Source organism: Granulicella aggregans (assembly GCF_014203275.1).
Lineage (GTDB): Bacteria > Acidobacteriota > Terriglobia > Terriglobales > Acidobacteriaceae > Edaphobacter.
The window spans coordinates 228602-247619 of record NZ_JACHIP010000006.1 but is presented as its reverse complement, the minus strand read 5'-3'; the positions used below and the strand labels follow the sequence as shown (position 1 = coordinate 247619).

19 protein-coding genes are annotated in these 19018 nt (G+C 58.9%); 11 read left to right on the top strand and 8 right to left on the bottom strand.

Features of this window, described 5'->3' with window-relative positions; genetic code table 11:
• Window positions 1–3: 3 nt before the first annotated feature.
• From HDF16_RS20965 to HDF16_RS20950, 4 genes are all read right to left on the bottom strand, one after another.
• Window positions 4–519, bottom strand: coding sequence for a cell division protein FtsL (locus HDF16_RS20965; protein WP_184221259.1), 516 nt, complete (start codon window positions 517–519; stop codon window positions 4–6).
• A gap of 184 nt (window positions 520–703) precedes the next feature.
• Window positions 704–1597 (bottom strand): 16S rRNA (cytosine(1402)-N(4))-methyltransferase RsmH, encoded by an 894-nt coding sequence (gene rsmH, locus HDF16_RS20960; RefSeq protein ID WP_184221257.1) that lies wholly within the window; start codon window positions 1595–1597, stop codon window positions 704–706.
• 48 nt (window positions 1598–1645) lie between these two features.
• Window positions 1646–2080, bottom strand: a complete 435-nt coding sequence (locus HDF16_RS20955; protein WP_184221255.1) for a division/cell wall cluster transcriptional repressor MraZ — start codon at window positions 2078–2080, stop codon at window positions 1646–1648.
• 315 nt (window positions 2081–2395) lie between these two features.
• Complete coding sequence (locus HDF16_RS20950; RefSeq protein WP_184221253.1) at window positions 2396–2947, bottom strand: DUF2127 domain-containing protein; 552 nt, start codon at window positions 2945–2947, stop codon at window positions 2396–2398.
• Between the two features lie 277 nt (window positions 2948–3224).
• Between HDF16_RS20950 and HDF16_RS20945 the strand changes: the two genes are divergently transcribed.
• From HDF16_RS20945 to HDF16_RS20935, 3 genes are all read left to right on the top strand, one after another.
• Window positions 3225–3776 carry a fasciclin domain-containing protein gene (locus HDF16_RS20945; RefSeq protein WP_184221251.1) on the top strand — a complete coding sequence of 184 codons (552 nt, stop codon included), beginning with the start codon at window positions 3225–3227 and terminating at the stop codon, window positions 3774–3776.
• 131 nt (window positions 3777–3907) lie between these two features.
• Window positions 3908–4432, top strand: a complete 525-nt coding sequence (locus HDF16_RS20940; RefSeq protein ID WP_184221249.1) for an SRPBCC family protein — start codon at window positions 3908–3910, stop codon at window positions 4430–4432.
• A gap of 332 nt (window positions 4433–4764) precedes the next feature.
• Entirely contained in the window at window positions 4765–5655 is an 891-nt protein-coding gene (locus HDF16_RS20935) for an IclR family transcriptional regulator domain-containing protein (protein ID WP_184221246.1), read from the top strand.
• Window positions 5656–5693: 38 nt separating this feature from the next.
• Here HDF16_RS20935 and HDF16_RS20930 read toward each other — a convergent pair whose 3' ends face one another.
• Both HDF16_RS20930 and HDF16_RS20925 read right to left on the bottom strand, forming a co-directional pair.
• Window positions 5694–7193, bottom strand: coding sequence for an NCS1 family nucleobase:cation symporter-1 (locus tag HDF16_RS20930; RefSeq protein ID WP_184221244.1), 1500 nt, complete (start codon window positions 7191–7193; stop codon window positions 5694–5696).
• Between the two features lie 207 nt (window positions 7194–7400).
• A complete protein-coding gene (locus HDF16_RS20925) occupies window positions 7401–9719 on the bottom strand; it encodes a sodium-translocating pyrophosphatase (protein WP_184221242.1) in 2319 nt (772 codons plus the stop codon).
• A gap of 290 nt (window positions 9720–10009) precedes the next feature.
• On the opposite strand from HDF16_RS20925, the gene pncB reads away from it, so the two are divergent.
• The 4 genes from pncB (at window position 10010) to HDF16_RS20905 (ending at window position 14068) form a co-directional block, all read left to right on the top strand.
• The gene (gene pncB / locus HDF16_RS20920) at window positions 10010–11326 is read left to right on the top strand and encodes a nicotinate phosphoribosyltransferase (RefSeq protein ID WP_184221240.1); all 1317 of its coding nucleotides are present in this window, start codon (window positions 10010–10012) and stop codon (window positions 11324–11326) included.
• The gene (gene eutC / locus HDF16_RS20915; protein ID WP_184221238.1) at window positions 11304–12131 is read left to right on the top strand and encodes an ethanolamine ammonia-lyase subunit EutC; all 828 of its coding nucleotides are present in this window, start codon (window positions 11304–11306) and stop codon (window positions 12129–12131) included. Before pncB ends, eutC begins: the two co-directional genes overlap by 23 nt.
• A 45-nt stretch (window positions 12132–12176) precedes the next feature.
• The gene (locus tag HDF16_RS20910; protein ID WP_184221236.1) at window positions 12177–12611 is read left to right on the top strand and encodes a hypothetical protein; all 435 of its coding nucleotides are present in this window, start codon (window positions 12177–12179) and stop codon (window positions 12609–12611) included.
• Window positions 12612–12736: 125 nt separating this feature from the next.
• Window positions 12737–14068, top strand: coding sequence for a hypothetical protein (locus HDF16_RS20905; RefSeq protein WP_246409517.1), 1332 nt, complete (start codon window positions 12737–12739; stop codon window positions 14066–14068).
• Window positions 14069–14225: 157 nt separating this feature from the next.
• Here the strand turns inward: HDF16_RS20905 and HDF16_RS20900 are convergent, their stop codons facing one another.
• Window positions 14226–15020, bottom strand: a complete 795-nt coding sequence (locus HDF16_RS20900; protein ID WP_184221234.1) for an alpha/beta fold hydrolase — start codon at window positions 15018–15020, stop codon at window positions 14226–14228.
• Between the two features lie 152 nt (window positions 15021–15172).
• Window positions 15173–15802, bottom strand: coding sequence for a response regulator (locus tag HDF16_RS20895; protein ID WP_184221232.1), 630 nt, complete (start codon window positions 15800–15802; stop codon window positions 15173–15175).
• Window positions 15803–16251: 449 nt separating this feature from the next.
• On the opposite strand from HDF16_RS20895, the gene HDF16_RS20890 reads away from it, so the two are divergent.
• The 4 genes from HDF16_RS20890 to HDF16_RS20880 are packed head-to-tail and all read left to right on the top strand — an operon-like array spanning window position 16252 to window position 18995.
• On the top strand, window positions 16252–16947 hold the full coding sequence (locus tag HDF16_RS20890) for an alpha/beta fold hydrolase (protein ID WP_184221230.1): 696 nt from the start codon (window positions 16252–16254) through the stop codon (window positions 16945–16947).
• A 47-nt stretch (window positions 16948–16994) separates the two neighbouring features.
• Window positions 16995–17870: an NmrA family NAD(P)-binding protein gene (locus HDF16_RS20885; RefSeq protein ID WP_184221228.1), complete on the top strand. Its 876-nt coding sequence runs from the start codon at window positions 16995–16997 to the stop codon at window positions 17868–17870.
• A gap of 24 nt (window positions 17871–17894) precedes the next feature.
• A complete protein-coding gene (locus tag HDF16_RS30290) occupies window positions 17895–18248 on the top strand; it encodes a Gfo/Idh/MocA family protein (protein ID WP_221312975.1) in 354 nt (117 codons plus the stop codon).
• 18 nt (window positions 18249–18266) lie between these two features.
• Window positions 18267–18995 carry a Gfo/Idh/MocA family protein gene (locus HDF16_RS20880; protein ID WP_221312974.1) on the top strand — a complete coding sequence of 243 codons (729 nt, stop codon included), beginning with the start codon at window positions 18267–18269 and terminating at the stop codon, window positions 18993–18995.
• Window positions 18996–19018 lie beyond the last annotated feature (23 nt).

The window sequence follows — 19018 nt, the reverse complement described above, 5'->3', positions numbered from 1 at the left end:
AAATCAATAAGAGGGCAGGGAAGCCGAACCTGCCTGCGCCAGCACCGGAGCATTCGCATCACTTCCATCCGGCCGCACAACCTGTCCCGGCTGCGGCGAATCCAGCCCGAGCTGCTTCGCAATCTTGTCGATCCGGCCCGGATCAGACAACTGAGCCTCGGACAGCCGAAGCTGCCGGTTCTGCTCCCGAAACTGCTCAACCTGCGACTTCTGCGCCTCGACGTGATACCCAACCTCGATCGCCGCGAAGTGCTGCCACACATACACCATCACCAGCATGAACAGGACGCCCATCACCATCGCGAACGTCCGCATCTCGCGCCGGCGCTCGGGATCATCGGCCTTCACAATGCGACTGTTATCGATGTGCTTGGTGAAGAAGACCTCAGGCGTGGGCCCACGGCGGTTGCGCCGCTGTACCTCGAACAAAGAGCGATTCCGCTCTGATACCGACGCGACACGGCTCCGTGACCTCGTGCCCATCACGTCCATCCCCGCTACTGTTGTCATCGTCGCCATCGTCGTCTCCTTACCGCTTCTTTGTCATTCCCGAAGGGAATCTGCTTCTCTAAAACTCTGCCCTTCCAAAGACGATCCGGGCCGGGATCGCTGTATGGAGGAGGGGACTGTTTGTTACAAGGGTGTCTTTCGCCTGAAAGCACGGCAGGACAACCCCGGCCCGATCCTTGAAAATCCTGTACTACTAAACCTTCTCCGCCGCCCTCAACTTCGCGCTCCGACTCCGCGGATTTCTCAGCTGCTCCTGCTCCTCAGCCACAACCGGCTTCTTCGTGAGCACTTCAAACGTCTTGTCCCGGTGCAACTCACGGAACGAATCCTTCACTCGCCGGTCCTCCAGAGAGTGGAAGCTGATCAACACCAGCCTTCCGCCCGGCTTCAACAGAGAAGGCGCGCTCTTGAGCAGCGTCTCAATCTCTCCCAACTCGTTATTCACTCGAATCCGAAGTGCCTGGAAAGTTCTCGTCGCCGGATGAATCTTGTCGCCTTTCATTGATGGGGCAGCGGCCGATATCACTTGAGCAAGTTCTGCTGTCGTCGATATCGGCCGTGCCCGCACAATGGCTCTGGCGATTCTCCGCGATCTCCTTTCCTCTCCGAATTCGTAAATCAGGTCGGCGAGTTCGTTTTCGTCCTCCTGATTTACCACTTGTTCGGCCGTCTCCCCGGACCGCGTATCCATCCGCATGTCCAAAGGCCCATCTGACCGGAAACTGAATCCTCTGTGCGCCTCGTCCAACTGCAGGCTGCTCACTCCAAAGTCCGCCAGCAGGCCGTCGATACTCCCCGGCTTGATCGCCTCGGCTGCCTCTGAGAAAGCCCGTGGCTCGTAGACCACTTCAGGCATCTCGCTGCCAAGCTCTGCCGCGACTTCTTCCAGCCTTGCCTTCGCCTTGGCCATCGCCTCCGGGTCGCGATCGAAACAGATCAGCTTACCCGTCGGTCCCAGCCTCTTCGCAATCTCGGAAGAGTGCCCGCCCAGCCCCAGCGTCGCATCGACAATCACGCCGCCCGGCCGCACATTGAGGTACTCCAAACTCGCTTCTAAAAGAACCGGCACATGCTGCGGTTTATTCATCGTTCTCCCGCCTTCTGTGCTGCCCCTGGGGGCCTCGTCCTGCACTTCTTACAGTCCCAACTCTTCCAACGCCTTCAACTCTTCAGCCGTCATCGGTACGATCGTCGGCTTCAGCTTCTCGTGGTTCTCGACCGCCAGCGTCGTCTGCATCCCGATCACAACCACCTCTTCGGTCAGCGATGCGGCCTCCCGCAGCTTCTGCGGCATCAGCAACCTTCCCGCTGCGTCCATCTCTACAACCTGGCCGTAGTAGCTGGTCATCTCCATGTACCGCTTCTTCGCGGGGTTCAGGTCGGAGACGGTTTTCATCTTCTCTTCCTTCTCCAGCCACGCCTTCATCGGGAAGATCTCGGCCCGCTTGCCGTCTTTGCTCGTAATGAAAAACTGCGTTCCGTACTCTTCGTCGATGTGACGCTTGAAGTCTGCCGGCACCTTCAGCCTGAACTTCTCATCGATTTGAGTGACATAACTTCCCCGGAACATGAGAGCCTCTACCTGGAGGTGGCTTCAGGGGTGAAGTTGAGCTCAATTTCGTTCTCAGAGCCTAATTTCTTACCACTTTCTCCCACATCCACCCACATCGTGACCGACCGGCTCGGCGATGTAAAGAACTAAATTTAGAAAGTGTGAGGAAAAATTCCCGAATCCTCTGTGGAAAATCAAGGGATGGGGTTGTCGTACTTATAACCTACTGCCAATAGTGTTATCGGCTGTGGTTCCAGTCCACTTTGGTGTTACTTGCCTCTTGCGAAGCACCGGACATCTCTGGTAGGCGAAGTAAAGGCGAAAACGTTTCGCCTATCGTGCGTGAAACCACTTCTGCCTTGCCTTCGCGAACGTTCCTTTTCGCTCCAGCAGCCATATCAGATATCCCAATACTGCCAGATTGATCGCGAACAGGCCAGCCTTAACCCACGTCGCGTGCCGGATCAGTTCATAGATCTCCCAAGGCAGAAACGACACGGTAAGTCCCAGCGTCAGAAACTCCGCCCACGTCCTCTCCAGCAGCAGACCGATCCCTTCAGTCAGAGCCAGCGCCGAGTACGCAAACGTCCCGATCCCCAACTGCTTCAACCGATGGGCATCGACCAGGTCGACCTTCTCCAGCACCAGCGTAACGATCTTGCTCTCAGGATCACGATGCAATATCTTCGCGAGCTTCAGAACTTCGTCCCCAAGATCCTTATGCAGGAGGTGAATCGCGCCCATCCCCACGCAGAAGAAGAACGCCGATTTTGCCATCTTGAAGATCGCAATGGCCAGCAATCCTCGGTCATGGATCCCGCCGCTCTCCGCGGTGGCCGCTTCTTCGTGAGTTGCTACTGGCGATGTGTGAGGCGTGGCTTCCATCAACTTCCTTCTAGTTGACGGGGATACGTTCCAATTGTCAACGCACGCTCGGGGTACGCAGCGGACGTTCGTTCCATTCGCGTCCGCTTCGCGGCATCAACAACTTGGGTCTAGATCGTTACGAGAACGCAATTGCCGAAATATCACACGCAAAGTCAGGCTTTCCTCACATCCTAAGTTCTGTAGCCAATCCACTCCAACAAGCTCGACGTAGATGCTATGTGTGCCACAAGGGCACGATTCAACAACGAACACTCCTTTGAAAGGGACGACTCAGATGAAGAAGACATTCCTCGTAGCATTGGCAGCCGCTGTCCTCGCTGTCACCTCGTTCACCGCTAAGGCCGAGAATCCCACCGTCGGCGGCGCAGCTATGTACGCGAACAAGACCATCGTCGCGAACGCGGTCAACTCGCCCATCCACAAGACGCTCGTCGCCGCTGTCAAGGCGGGCGGTCTGGTCGACACCCTCAACGGACCCGGACCCTTCACCGTCTTCGCTCCTACCGATGATGCCTTCGCCAAGCTCCCCGCAGGCACCGTCGACACTCTCGTCAAGCCGGAGAACAAAGACACCCTCGTCAAGATCCTCACCTACCACGTAGTGGCCGGCAAGATCACCTCCAAGCAACTCGCCAAGATGATCAAGAAGGGCGGCGGCAAGGCCACCCTCAAGACCGTGCAAGGTGAAGACCTCACCGCCAGCATGTCCGGATCGAACATCATCCTGACCGATGCCAAGGGCGGCACCTCTACCATCACCACAGCCGACGTCATGCAGTCCAACGGTGTCATCCACGTAATCGACACTGTCCTGATGCCCTCCTAAGAACTTTCATGCAACAACCAGAGGCACCCTCTCCGGGTGCCTCTTTTTCATTTTGGCCAAACCCATCCAAATGGATTCATTTGGGACAACCACCCCGGCACTCCGGGATGTACCCTGTGCATGGGTTCCGTATGCGACACAAACATCACGCCGAGCAGTGGCTGCCGTATCCCATCGAGAGCGTCTTCGACTTCTTCTCGAACCCTGAAAACCTGCCGCGTCTGATGCCGGAGTGGCAGCATGCCCGCATCACTAGTTCCGACCTCGCGCCTCCTCCCCCTAGGCCGGGAGGTCCCGCTTCACCCCCAGTCACAGCCGCAGGGCAAGGAACTCGCCTCACCATAACCTTCCAGGCCATACCCTTCCTTCCCATCCGCCTCCCTTGGGACGCCGAGATCACCGAGTTCGTCTGGAACGACCACTTCTGCGACGTCCAGTTAGCCCGCGGCCCCTTCGCCTACTGGCGTCACTGCCATCGCCTCGAAGTCTTGAACCGCTCCGGCATCCCCGGCACCCTGGTTCGCGATCAGGTGGAGTACGAGCTTCGCCTCGGAGCCCTCGGGGAACTCGCGAATAAGCTCTTCGTCGGCCGCCAGATCTACGAGATCTTCGTCTACCGCCAGCGTCGCACCACCGAACTCCTCGCCCGCACCTGACCCTGCTCCTCTATCAGATCGGGTGCCCCATCTTCGCGACAGTTCTATCGTCGCTAAGGTGGGTCATTCGTGCGCAGCACGAACCGCCTTCTTTCCTGACAACAAACCCCGTCATCCTGAGCGAAGTCACTCGTAGCTTCATCGCGAGCGACGTAGTCGAAGCACCTGCCTCAACCTCGACTTGCCACAGACCTCTCACTCTTTCAGCTAGCGAATTTGAACCCAACCCTCGATCTCTTGCCTTCCCAACGCCTGTGCGTTTATCGTGATACTAGTCCGGCTATCGCACTAGGGCGAATTTCGCGCACACGGTTGGCCGGCCAAGGACACAGATGAGTCTTCCGTTACGCCGTGGTTTTTCCTCAGAATCGCAAGCTGACACTCCGATCGAAGCTCAGAAGCCCGCAGAAGCTCAGCCGGCCGCGCCCGTTCGCCAGACCCCTGCCTCGTCCCTCGACATCTACTCCGGCGACCCCAACTTCATGACCTCGCTCGCCCGCGGTCTCATCGTCATCCAGGCCTTCACCCAGCAGGCACCGCAGATGACCATCTCGCAGCTTTCGCTCAAGACGGGCCTCTCCCGCGCCGCCGTCCGCCGCTGCCTCTACACCCTCACCAAGCTCGGCTTCGCCGGCGCCGAAGACGGCACCCGCTACGCTCTTCGCCCCAAGCTGCTCTCGCTCTCGAACACCTACACCGCTTCCAACGCGCTCTCCACCAGTGCCCAACCCATCCTCGAGCGCATGTCTGCGGCCTTCCATGAGTCTTTCTCAGTTGCCACGTTGGACGGCGACGACATCGTCTACATCGCCCGCACCACCGTATCGCGCGTCATGGCCGTCGACCTCCACATCGGCAGCCGTCTTCCCGCTTATTGCACCAGCATGGGCCGAGTCCTCCTCGCCCATCAGTCCGCCGAGTGGATAGAGCAGTATCTCGCTCGGGTTCTTCTGACGCCCCACACCACCCGCACCGTCACCACAGCGGACAAGCTGATGGTCCTCCTGCGCAACGCTCGGCGCAACGGCTACGCTCTCGTCGACCAGGAACTCGAAGTCGGCCTGCGGTCCCTCGCCGTCCCGGTCTTCACACCCTCTGGCCGCATGGTGGCGACGCTCAATCTCAGCGGCAGCGCTCCCCGGATGCCCGTCTACGATATGCAGACCCGCTTCCTCCCCCATCTCCGCAACGCCGCAAACGAACTAGGCGCCCTCCTCCGCTAAGACCCTACACCCTCAACCCTATCCCCTACACCCTGCCCTCAAGCCATCGGCGACTCCGCTTCAAACCCATCCACAGGAAGCAGCAACGGGTTCGGCGGAATCATCGCCCTTACATCCGGCCCACTCATCAGCATCAGGTAAACCAGCGCGGCTACCGCAAACCCCACAAACCATGCGTACTGATAAAGCCAGTGCAGCCGAGGCACAAACAGCCCCACCAGCGCCACCGCCACTCCCAAAGCCAACGCTACGAGAGCTCTCCGGTTATACCCAGCCCAGTACTCATAAGCCCCGCCCCGCACATAAAGCTCATCCAGATTCAACGCCTGCCCGCGAATCACGAAGTAGTCCACGATCATGATCCCAGCAATCGGCCCAAGCAGCCCTGAATAGCCCACCAACCATCCGTTGAGATACCGCTCTGGATCAGCCACCAGCCGCCAAGGCATACATGCCACGCCCAGCACGCCCGTAATCAGCCCACCCATCCGGAACGAGATCAGATTCGGCCGCAGGTTCGAAAAATCGTTCGAAGGACTCACCACGTTCGCCGCAAGATTCGTATTCAAAGTAGCCAGCAACAACGCCGCAAGCCCGACCAGCGCAACCATCGGCTGATGAAAGCTGGCAATCACCTCAATCGGGTTCCAGATCGCCTTGTGGTCCGGGGTTACAATCACCGTCGCCGCCGTCACCGCAATCCCGATAAACGAGTAGAGCGTCATCGCCATTGGCAGCCCAATCGCCTGTCCCACCATCTGCGCCTTCTGCGACCGCGCATACCGCGTGAAGTCCGGAATATTCAAAGCCACCGTAGCCCAGAACCCCACAATTCCGGTCAGCGACGGCACGAAGATCTTCCAGAAATCCGACCCGGCCGCTTGTTCATCCATTCCGCGAAACGCCCCCGCATCCGCGAGCACCACGCCAAACCCGCCCGCCCGTCCCACCATCCAGAACAGCAGAGACAGTCCTACGACGAGCATGAACGGAGCGCCCACCACCTGCAGCGACTTGATCGTCTCAATCCCGCGCCATACCACGCCCATGTTCAGCAGCCAGAACACCGCAAAGCACCACCAGATCGCACCCTCGCCCAGCCCCGGCAAAAAAATCTTCGCCCCACGAAACAGCGCCTCACCACCGATCCAGCACTGAATCCCAAACCATCCGCACGCCACCAAAGCCCGCAGCATCGCCGGAACATTCGCGCCGAGCACGCCAAAGCTCGCCCTCACATAAACCGGGAAGGGAATGCCATACTTCGCGCCGGCATGGGCGTTCAAAATCATAGGCACCAGGACGATCACATTCCCCAGCAGGATCGTCCCCAGGGCCTCCTTCCACGTCATGCCTGCCGCGATCAATCCGCTCGCCAGCATATAGGTCGGAATGCAGACCGACATCGCGGTCCACAGCGAGATGTAGTTATAGACTCCCCACGTCCGATCTTCCTTCGGAATCGCCGCGAGATCCTCATTCCACAGACCATTCGAGACGCCATGCACCCGCAGCCGCAACCTCGGCCCCTGACTCATAGTCCCGCACCGCCACGCCCAACCGAATCCGACCTGCCACTGACCAAATTGGCCCCCTTGCGAGACACCAGGCAATCTGGCTACAGCTTATATCTTCGTCACATATCTTGGGGTCGCGACCAACGCGAGCACACGCGAAGCGGTATACAAGTCACGAAGTGACCGCACCGCGCGCAGCGGGCCCGTCCGGCAGGACAGAACCGTCTCTTATACGAACAGCGGAGCCAGCACCAGCGTAATCGTAGCCAGCAACTTGATCAGCACATGCAGGCTCGGTCCCGCCGTGTCCTTAAACGGATCGCCCACCGTATCGCCCACCACCGCTGCCTTGTGGGCATCGGACTTCTTCCCGCCATACTTGCCCGTCTCGATAAACTTCTTCGCGTTGTCCCACGCGCCGCCACCGTTGTTCATCAGCATCGCTAGCAGCACGCCGGCAATCGTGCCCACCATCAGCAATCCGGCCACCGACTCCGCCCCGGCGAGGTTCACCACCTGCCCCGCAATCGTCGGCACCAGTGCCACGCCCGCCGAATCGAACGACGCATTCGCCTGGTACACCGAGCTGAAGTGCTTGAAGATCAGTCCAACTGCCACCGGCAACCCCACCGCCAGCAGCCCTGGAATCACCATCTCCTTCAGCGCCGCGCTGGTCACGATATTCACGCATCGCGCATAATCCGGCTTCGACGTTCCCGCCATGATCCCCGGGTTCTCGCGGAACTGATCACGAACGTCCTTCACCACCATCTGCGCCGTCCGCCCCACCGCCTTGATCGCCAGCGAACTGAACAGATACGTCAGCATCGCCCCCAGCAGAGCTCCCACAAACACCGGGATCTGCGCCAGGTTAATGTTCGTAAAACTCCACCCCGCCGGCATCGAGGTCGCAAGTCCAGCCGCGTGCGCCACGGCCAGCTTCTGTTCCACCAGTGTCTTGATCTCCTCCAGGTAAGCCGAGAACAACAAAAACGCCGCCAGCGAAGCCGAACCGATCGCATATCCCTTCGTCAGAGCCTTGGTCGTATTACCCGCCGAGTCCAGTTTGTCCGTCCGCTCGCGCACGCTCTCCGGCTGGTTCGACATCTCAATGATCCCGCCCGCATTGTCTGTGATCGGGCCAAACGTATCCATCGCCAGGATGTACGCCGCACAGCTCAACATCCCCATCGTCGCAATCGCTGTGCCGTAGATTCCCTTGGCATAATTGCTCACGATCGTCACATCCTCAAGCCCCTTTACGCCGAAGAAGTAACTCAGCAGCAGCGCCGCCGAGATCACCACCACCGGCATCGCCGGAGTCTCCATGCCCACCGCGAGCCCGCTGATGATGTTCGTCGCCGGCCCGGTCAGCGAAGCCTCCACAATCGACAGCACCGGCCGATACCGCGCCTCCGTGTAGTACTGCGTAATCCACACAAACAGGAACGCCGTCACCAGCCCCACAACACCGCAGGCCAGCAGCCACTCCGGATGCACCCCAGGCCCATTCAGCATCGAGTACACTGCCCCAGCCAGTCCAATTAGAGCCAGCGCCGACGTCACATAAAAGCCACGATTCAGCGCATTCATCGGGTTTTCCGTCTCGTTTGTGCTCACCACAAACACGCCGACGATGCTAGCGATCAGATTGATCGCCAACACGATCAGCGGAAACAGAATTCCCTTGAGCCCGAAGACCGGAAACAGGGCTGCGCCAAGAATCATCGCGCCCACATTCTCCGCTGCTGTGGACTCAAAGATGTCCGCGCCACGCCCCGCGCAGTCGCCCACGTTATCGCCCACCAGGTCCGCGATCACCGCTGGATTCCGCGGATCGTCCTCCGGAATTCCCGCCTCGACCTTGCCCACCAGGTCAGCCCCAACATCCGCTGCCTTCGTATAAATCCCTCCACCAAGCTGCGCAAACAGAGCCACCAGCGAAGCCCCGAACCCGAACCCTACAAGCTGAAACGGCACCTGCTCCGGATGATCCAACCCGCCAAACAGCAGGAACAGCGAAGCCACTCCCAGCAGCGACAGTGCGACGACAACCAACCCCGTCACAGCTCCTCCCCGCAGCGCCAGTTTCAATGCGCGATCGAGACTTGACCGCGCCGCCGAAGCCGCTCGTATATTCGCTCGTATCGAGCAGTACATCCCTGTAAACCCTGCCAACCCGGAACACACCGCTCCTACCAGGAAGCTCACCACCGTCTTGCCCGCATAAGGTGCCGTCCGTGGGGATAGGTGATATCCCACAAACACCACCACTGCCAGCACCAGTGCAATCGCCCCGATCGTCTGGTACTGCCGCTTCAAGAACGCCTCCGCCCCTTCGCGAATGGCATTCGAGATAGCCTGCATCTCCGCCGTCCCCGAGTCGGACGCAATCACCGCCCGTGCCAGCATCAACGCCAGCCCAAGCGCCACCACCGCAACCCCAAGAGCGACCCAAAGGTAAAACCGGCCATCATCGCCGGTCTGTGGTGTGGACAAGTTGTTCGATCCTTGCAGCGCGAGTGCGAGAAGAGGTACCACCTGCATAGACAGGAGCTCCTATAGGACTAATTGGGGCCGATGAAGGTGCCAGCCAGACAAGCGCGCCAATTAGAGCACGGCGAACCGTAAGGGTCAAACCCGCCGCCACTTAGCCGTCCCCACACCTCGCAGCTAGACCGTCGCCCTTCTATAAACCAATCATCTAGACCCGACACTGTGGGTATCGAAGGGTTAGTGGAGAGGCACCGCGTCGGTCTCCTTCTCCGAACGCGCCGCCGGATCAAAATCCAGCCTTTATGATCTAAACTTGCGGAAAGAGACGAGATAAACCACAGATGCAGGTTAACTTCGCGGAGCGCGCCCATAACCATAACTGGAAGCTCGACCCCATTGTGCGGTCGCTGCTGGATACGGACTTCTACAAACTGCTGATGCTGCAGTTCATCTGGAAGAACTTTCCGCAGGTGCACGTAACCTCGGAGGTCTTCAACAGAACACTGTCGGTGAAGTTGGCCGAGCACATTCCGATCGACTTGCTGCGACAGCAGATGGAGTTTGTGCGTGGGCTGCGCTTTCGCAAGTCGGAGCTGATATGGCTGGCGGGTAATACGTTCTACGGCACACGGAGCATCTTCGAGCCGGGGTTTCTCGACTGGCTCGAGCACGGCTTCAAGCTCTCCGACTACGAAATCATTGCTCTAACTGGAGAACAGGAGGGCCAGCTGATGCTGCGCTTCTCTGGTCTTTGGACCGAGGTGACGATGTGGGAGATCTATGCGCTGGCGCTGGTGAGCGAGATGCGGACTCGTTCCGCTCTGGCTGTGCTCTCAGAGCTGGAGCTGGATGTGCTGTATGCACGCGCCAAGACAAAGCTTTGGGACAAGATCGAGCGACTGCGGACTGTACCGGGAGTACGGCTCTCCGAGTTCGGCACGCGGCGGCGGCACTCGTTTCTATGGCAGGAGTACGTCGTCGGTGCACTGCATACGTCGCTTGGCAGCAGCTTCACCGGATCTTCGAACACCCACCTCGCGTACAAGCACGACCTGGAAGCGATCGGCACGAACGCGCACGAGTTGCCTATGGCGCTTGCCGCGCTGGCGAACAGCGACGAAGAACTCTATGCATCGCAGTATCGTGTATTGGAGCTATGGCAGAAGAGTTATGGCGGTGAGCTGCTCGTAATGCTTCCGGACACTTTTGGGACAACGCAGTTCCTCGAAGGCGCGCCGGAGTGGGTCGCGGACTGGACCGGCCAACGCTGTGACAGCAAAGACCCACTGATCGCGGGCGATGAGTACATTGCGTGGCTGACGAAGCATGGCAGGGATGCGCGGAAGAAGCGCTTCATCGCTTCCGATGGCTTGGATGTGGAGCAGATCCTGGAGCTGCATGCGTACTTCAACGAGCGCATACGGTTCAGCGCCGGATGGGGAACGCTGCTGACGAACGACTTCCGCGGCTGCCATCCTCGCGGCGATGCAGCGCTGGAACCGATCAGCCTCGTCTGCAAGCTGAAGTCGGTCGAGGGAAGGCCGGCAGTAAAGCTTTCAGATAATCTGCGCAAGGCTACGGGACCGGCGGAAGAGATCGCGCGGTATCGAAAGGTATTCGGAAGCGAGGCGAGGGATGGATCGGCGATCCTTGTCTGAAGAGGCGGCGTCTGAAGCCCTTTCGCTCGATGAACCAAGAGACATCGCTCTCGCGGAGACAGACCTTCGTGCATTGACACCGGCGCGCGTCTCGTTAGCAAGGACTGGCAACAGCATTACCACGCGCGACAATCTCGCCTTTGCCCGTGACCATGCGCAGGCCCGCGATGCGGTACACGCGCATCTGAGCCTGCCGACGCTGCTGAGCGAGCTTCATGATCGCGGACTTGAGGCAGTCGCGGTGAAAAGCGCGGCTCCAGATCGTGCGACGTACTTGCGACGGCCAGACCTTGGCCGCACGCTGGGCGAGGCGGCGAAGAACGCGCTCCATGCAGACGTGAGTGAAGGAACAAGGCCGCGGCTTACGATCATCATCGCGGATGGGCTCTCTGCTCTGGCAGCGGATCGCAACGCGATTGCAGTCATCGATTTTCTGTTGCCGCTGGTTCAAGCGGAATGGAACATCACGCGGGTCGTGATAGCGGAGCAGGCGCGTGTCGCCCTCGGCGATGAGATAGGCGCAGCCTTGGGAGCACAGCTTGCCGTGATGCTAATCGGCGAACGGCCCGGTCTCTCCGCTGCAGATTCGCTGGGGGCTTACATCACGTGGGAGCCGCGCCTGGGCCGCACAAACGCCGAACGAAACTGCATCTCGAACATCCGTAGCGAAGGCCTCTCGCCGAAGGATGCAGCGCGGCGAATTGCGTACTTCGCAATCGAAGCGCGGCGGCTGCAATCGACTGGGACATCGCTGAAAGATCCTACCGACCAACCTCTGCTCGCGGAGTCGCAACGCGCCGATTGAAGTGCTCCAACACTTCAATCGGCCTCTTCGGCTAAACTCAAGTAGATGAGACAGCGCCTCCAGTCCGTGCTCACATTGCTGTTCGCCTGCCTCATGCTGGGCGCGAGTACGCAGAGTGCTGTGTGCGAACTTGCATGCGGTCTCGGCGGCGGAGTTCAGTGTCATGGCGCTGCCACCGCATCGACGGATGGGACTATGGCTGGGATGCACTGCTCTGGCATGAGCAGTCCGCACTCGTCAGCATCCACCGCAGCGAACCTTCGATTTGAGAGTTCGGATGCGGGCTTGTGCCGGCATCCTTTGCCGCTCGCGACGATGAGCTCCATCCCAACGAGCGAAAGCGTTGCCGCGGTCCACTGGATCTTTGTAGAGCCAGTACCGATTCAGCCCTTGGTCGCTGCTTATCGTTTCGTCGCTCATTCAAAGGCGTCTCCGCTTCGCCCTGTAGGAGATCCTCTGCTCGTAACTCTCCGCGTCTAGTCCCGCATATCGCTCCGTCGTATCGGTAGAAACCTGATCCCTGTAACGGGTACGGCTCTGCACGATGCTTGCGTTCAGCGGCAAAGCAGACTCGTACCTCCAGGTGCGAAGCAGGGACCTTTTTCATGAAACAGATTTACGCAATAACCATCGCTGTCTTATCGCTATGCCTCTCGCTCCAGGCGCAGGAAGTGAAATCTCCCGACACCATGCAGGGCATGAAAATGGATGCTGGCATGGACGAGATGATGCAGAACATGCACCCGCACAGTTTTATCGAAGAGATCATGCACCACGCCTCCTCGGGAACGAGCGCGGAGCCGAACTCCACCGCAGCGCCGATGCTGATGACGATGAAAGGACCGTGGATGCTCATGTTTCACGCCAACGCATTCATCACGGATACCCAGCAGAGCGGGCCGCGCGGCACGGACAAGTTCTATTCGACAAATTGGTTTATGCCTATGGCGGAACGCCGCCTTGGGCCTGGACAGCTTACGTTGCGAGCTATGTTCAGCCTGGAGCCCGCGACCATATCGGAGCGACAGTATCCACTGCTCTTCCAACAAGGCGAGACGGCGTTCGGCAAGCCCATCGCGGACGGACAGCATCCGCACGACTTCTTCATGGAGCTTGCGGCGCTCTACGATGTGAAGCTGGGCGAGAAGACCTTGCTGTCCTTCTATGCCGCGCCTATCGGCGATCCGCCGATTGGACCGACGGCGTATCCGCACCGCGCATCGGCGTCTGAAGATCCTGTGGGCAGTCTTGGGCATCATCAGGAAGATTCGACGCATATTGCCAGCGACGTGGTCACAGTCGGAGTGACGCATGGCATCGCGCGCGTTGAGGTTGGCGGCTTTCATGGACGTGAGCCGGACGAGTTTCGCTGGAACATCGACCAGGGAAAGATAGACTCATGGTCGACGCGGCTGACGCTACAGCCTGCGCAGAACTGGAGCGGGCAGTTGTCCTATGCGCGGCTGAAGAGCCCGGAGCAGCTCTTCCCCAGCGAAGACCAGGCGCGGACAACGGCTTCGATCATGTACAACCGGCCATTTCACGAAGGCAACTGGTCGAACACTTTGGTGTGGGGACGAACGAGGTCACTCGCCGACGATTCGAAAGAGAACAGCTATCTGCTGGAGTCGCTGCTGCGCTTCAAGACACGCAACTATGCGTGGACGCGGATAGAGAACGCGGGGCGATCGAATGAGCTTGTGAACGGTGCAAATCCTTTGCCCGCGGGATTTCAGGAAGGGCCGATTGGCCACGTTGCGGCGTATACGTTTGGGTACGACCGCGACGTCGATGTGCTGCCACATGTGCGGACGGCGCTCGGTGCACAGGTAACGACCTATGGCGTACCTGAAGCGTTGCAGCCGATCTACGGCTCGCATCCGGTGGGCGTGTCGGTGTTTGTGAGGCTGCGTCCGTTCTCGGGGAAAGAACGATAGGAGGCGGCACGATTGTGCCGCCTCCTCCGAATGTCCGGTCACGTGGGTCGTATCTACGGCGTGTGTCTCGGGATTTGCGCATCCATGGCGTTCCCGAGGCATTCGTAGCAACGATCAGAGTGAACGAAGGGCATAGGCGGGATGGAGCGGTCGCTTGCTAGTGGCCGACCTTTTGCGCATGGGCCGCTTCGATAATGAATGCTGCTACCTCGGATGGCTTCGACAGCATGGGCACGTGACTGCTTTGCAAGGTCAACGTCCTGGCACCCATCTTCTTGGCGGAATCTGTCTCCTGCTTGGGCGAAATCATACGGTCATTTGCCGCGACGATGAACCACGTCGGCTTCGTTCGCCACGCTGGCTCGGTGATGGGGCTGCCGAGAGCCGAGCCCTGCGTGGGAGTCTGCGTCGCAGTCAGGATTGAGTGTTCGGTCGGGGAGAGGTCTGGCGCGAAGTCTTCCGCAATGCCTTTCGGAGTCAAGACCAGGAAACCGTCTTCAAGGGGACGCAGTTCCGCGATGCCAGGAGTCGGCCCATAGGGCTTGCTCTGGCTTCCCGCTGATTCGCCCTTGTCGGGAGCGAAGGCGGCCACATAGACAAGGCCTGCGACCTTTTCCTTATTGCCCGCTTCCGTGATGACCGCGCCCCCATAGGAATGTCCGACAAGAAGCACAGGACCATCCTGGGCATCGATCGCGCGATTCGTGGCCGCGACGTCGTCAGCGAACGAGGTGAGAGGATTCTGCACGCATACAACGTGCAGACCCTTCGCTTCCAGCAGCGGGATGATCTTTGACCAGCTTGAGCCGTCAGCCCAGGCGCCATGTACAAGCACGACGTTTCGAATCGCCCCTGTTGCTGGCTGTTGCGAGAATGCCGTCGCTGAGAAAACAGAACCAAAGATGAATGTGGCCTTTGCCGCAGTAGTGGCGATAGAACGAGCAAGTGTCATAGGGTGTCCTTTCGAATGGAAGGACTCGCGCGACGCCAATGCTTGCGAAGCGCTTGTCCCCAGGACCAAAGTAGAGCCGCCTGCGCCGGAGCGACAGTCTCGTTTGGTTCCTTTCTGGATAGCCCAATGGAGTCATCAAGCATGTACGCCGTTTACATCTCGATGTAACCGCGCCGGATGGCGATGACTACAGCGTCGGTGCGGTCGCTCGCATCGAGCTTCGAGAGAATGCTCTTGATATGGTTCTTGACTGTGTGTTCCGAGATGCAGAGATCATCGGCGATGATCTTGTTGGCCTTGCCTTGAGACACTCCTCGAAGCACTTCCAACTCGCGCGCCGAAACCACGTCTTCCATGGCATGTTCCGCGATCTGCTGCGCTATCTCCGCCGGGATCTTCCGCCGTCCAGAATGAACGACGCGAATCGTATCGATGAGTTCCGTCCTTAGAAGGTTCTTCAAAAGATACCCGGTAGCGCCTGCCTGTAGGGCCCGCATCGCCTGTACGTCGCCAGCAGAGGATGTAAGGACGACGAACTTCGCGGCGGGATATGTCGCGCGGATCTGCGTGATTGCTTCGATGCCACCCATATCAGGCATCCGGATGTCCATGAGCGTCACGTCTGGGCGATGGACCCGATAGGCGGCGATGGCTTCCACGCCGTTGCTGGCTTCAGCCACTACCTGCATGTCTCGCTGCGAGTTGATTTCGCCCGCTATGCCGGAACGCATAAGAGGATGATCGTCGACGATCATTACGCGAATCTCTTGGACGTCGGTCATCTTTGATGACCTCTACATCTCTCTTGGGGCGATTCGCTAGACGATAGCTTAAAAGGCTGGGCATATGGCCCTGAGAAGGTGCGCGGACTCGCGAGTACGTCGAGCGAGAGCTCCTGCGATCTTCTAGAGGCGCGACAACTCATCATGGGGTGCTGGACTCGTAGTAGCAGCCTTAGTGTATCGCTGGGGGAAGGAACCCGATTAGCCCGAAAGAGCTACCGAGAAGCGGATTGGATGAACTCGCCGCCGATCGCTCCAGGGAACACCAGCGTTCGCTCACCTGCAGTTCCGTAAGCGTAGCTCTAAAGAGCCCATGCCCGCTCACCCGAAGTAGTCTCTGACAATCGTTGCGCTAGCCCTACATTCGGGGTGTAACCCATCGCTCCACGGACTACCCCGCATACGGCGTTGCACCTGGCGCGAAAACCGATATCAAACAGGAGAGTGAAATGAGTAAAAGCGCAAACGTCATGCTGGTACACGGAGCCTGGGCCGATGGCTCCTGCTGGAGCAAGGTCATTCTGCTTTTGCAGGCAAAGGGCTTCACCGTCACGTCCGCCCAGATTCCGCTTACGTCCCTTGAAAACGACATGGAAGTGACCCGCCGTCTTCTCTTGGAGCAACCTGAGCCCACAGTGCTAGTAGGCCACTCCTATGGTGGCGCGGTCATCACGGGCGCTGCGGCGGCAGCACCTCAGGTGAAGGCGCTCGTGTACATCACTGCATTTGGACTCGATGAACGTGAAAGCCTCGAGTCGCTATCGAAGCAAGGGCCGCCTTCGCCTGGCTCGACGGCGATTGAGCCGGACGCTTACGGCTTCCTCTGGATCAATCGAGAGAAGTTCCACCACTCCTTCGCGGGTGGTGCCACAGTGGATGAAGCTGCTGTTATGGCTGCGGTTCAAAAGCCTCTGAGTGTTGCGGCGTTCATCGGACAAGAAGGCGCACCGGCATGGAAGACGATTCCATCGTGGTATTTGGTCTGCACAGAGGATCAGATGATTCCTCCGTCGGCTCAGGAGTTCCTGGCGAAGCGAATGAACGCAACCGTTCGATCGGTGCCATCCAGTCACTGCCCGTTCATGTCTCATCCGGAGGCTGTTGCTGACATCATTGCCCTTGCAGCCGAGTCTCTCAACAACTAAGGCTGACCACAGTGTCACGACTTCATATCGGTATTCAGGAGGAAGAAATGAACGGAAAACCACGAGTGCTTGTAATGGGAGCGACCGGCCAGGTTGGCGGAGCTCTGATCCCGCTACTTGCCGCAAACGATACTGTTGAGGTGGTCGCGGCCGCACGCAATCGCGAGAAAGCTGCGAGTCTCGGAGTGCCCATTGTGCATCTCGACCTGGACGATTTCTCAACGTTCGCGACCGCGCTCGAAGGCGTGGATCGCATCTTCATGGCCACGGGGTACACCGTGGACATGCTTCGCCAGAGCAAGGACCTCGTGAACGCTGCGAAGCGCGCAGGCGTTAAGCAGATTGTGCATCTCGGGGCGTGTGGTGATGACGACACACGTGTCGCGCACTATGGCTGGCACCAATTTATCGAACGCTATATCGAGTGGTCCGGCATGACGTTCACGCATCTTCGCCCGGAGATATTCATGCAGAACCTACTCGGCTATGGTGGCGAGCGCTACGTGAAGGAAGGTGTGATCCGCCATTATGTAGGCAGCGCGCGGCTGAGCTGGGTCGATTGCGACGATGTTGCAGCAGTCGCTGCTGCATGCCTTGTCGATCCAGACAAGCACGCTGGCAAGACGTATCGACTTGGGTATGAGGCGAAGACCTACGACGAGCTCGCCGAGACCTTCAGCGAAGTAATGGGGCAGCCGTTTACTTATGAGCCACGACCACCATCGGAGTTTCTGCAGAACGTCCTTGCTGCAGGCGCGGAACCGGCATACATGCAGTGCGTCTTCAACAGCTACGCCGACCTTACCAATGGAGTTGATCTTAGGGCGGATGAAGTATTCAACAACTTTCCAGAGATCACCGGCAGGCCTCCACTAAAGATCGCGGAGTTCGTTCGCCGAAATGCAGACCATTTCCGCTACTAGCTGTGCGGTAGAACAGGAAGCCTTATGTCAAAGCAGCGACCCATTCGAGTTGGACTTGTAGGTGTCGGCAACTGGGCGACCTACGGCCACATACCCGCACTCAGGCTTCTTCCGCAGTACAAGATCACGGCGGTGTGCAGCAGAAGCATGGAGAAGGCAGCGGCGATAGCAAAGGAGTTTGAGATCGAGCACGCCTTCGATCGAGTTGAGGATCTCGTCAGCCTTGCGGACGTGGATCTTATCGCCGTACTGCCGCCAGCGCAGGAGCACGCATGGATCGTAAAAGCTGCCATTGCGGCGGGAAAAGACGTCTATTGTGAGTGGCCGTTGACCACAAGCACGAAAGACTCCGAAGAACTGCTCCGACTCGCCGAATAAGCAGGAGTGAGACATTGTGTGGGGTTGCAACGCACGCTGGGCGCGAGCTCTCTCCACCTGACCGAACTTATTCGTGAGCAATACATCGGGGAGATACGGTCCGTGCGGATGCACGTGAGCATGGAGTCCTTTGGACCAACGCGATCGGCGTCACTCGAATGGACACTTTCGGCGAGCAACTTCTCCCATGTGCTCTCGATTTATGGCGGTCACTTCATGGACATGCTGTTCCACGCTGTGGGCAAGCCGAGGATGCTGAGCGCAATCGTAGCGACCCAGTTCCCGGCTTTGACTCTTGCTTCGACAGGCAAGGTGTATCCGAACGAAACGCCTGATGCGGTCATGATCATGGGACAGCTAGTCGACAGCGCGCTCTTCCAGATTCACCTCGAAGGTGGCAAGCAGAACCTCGCTGGATTGCAGATTGAGATCACCGGTACTCAAGGTGACTTGAAGATCTTCAACGAGCGGGCCTTCGTAACAAAACGTCACGATGTGATCGAAGCTGCTCAAGGCGATAAGGGTGCGTGGGCGTCGCTGCTTCTGCCGCCGTCGACAGGTCTGATTCCTCCGTCCAATCTTGACGTGAGCGTGCAAGACCTGGCGCAGCTCTATGCAGCGTTCGAGTCGGACCGCCACACGGGAGAGAAAACCGCCCGCACCTTCGCTGACGCAGTGGAGCTGCATCGGCTGATCGACGCAATCAACGAATCGTCTGTGTCCGGGAGGTCAGTGTCAGTCGTGTAGTTCGTTGCGGACAGGCACTCGAC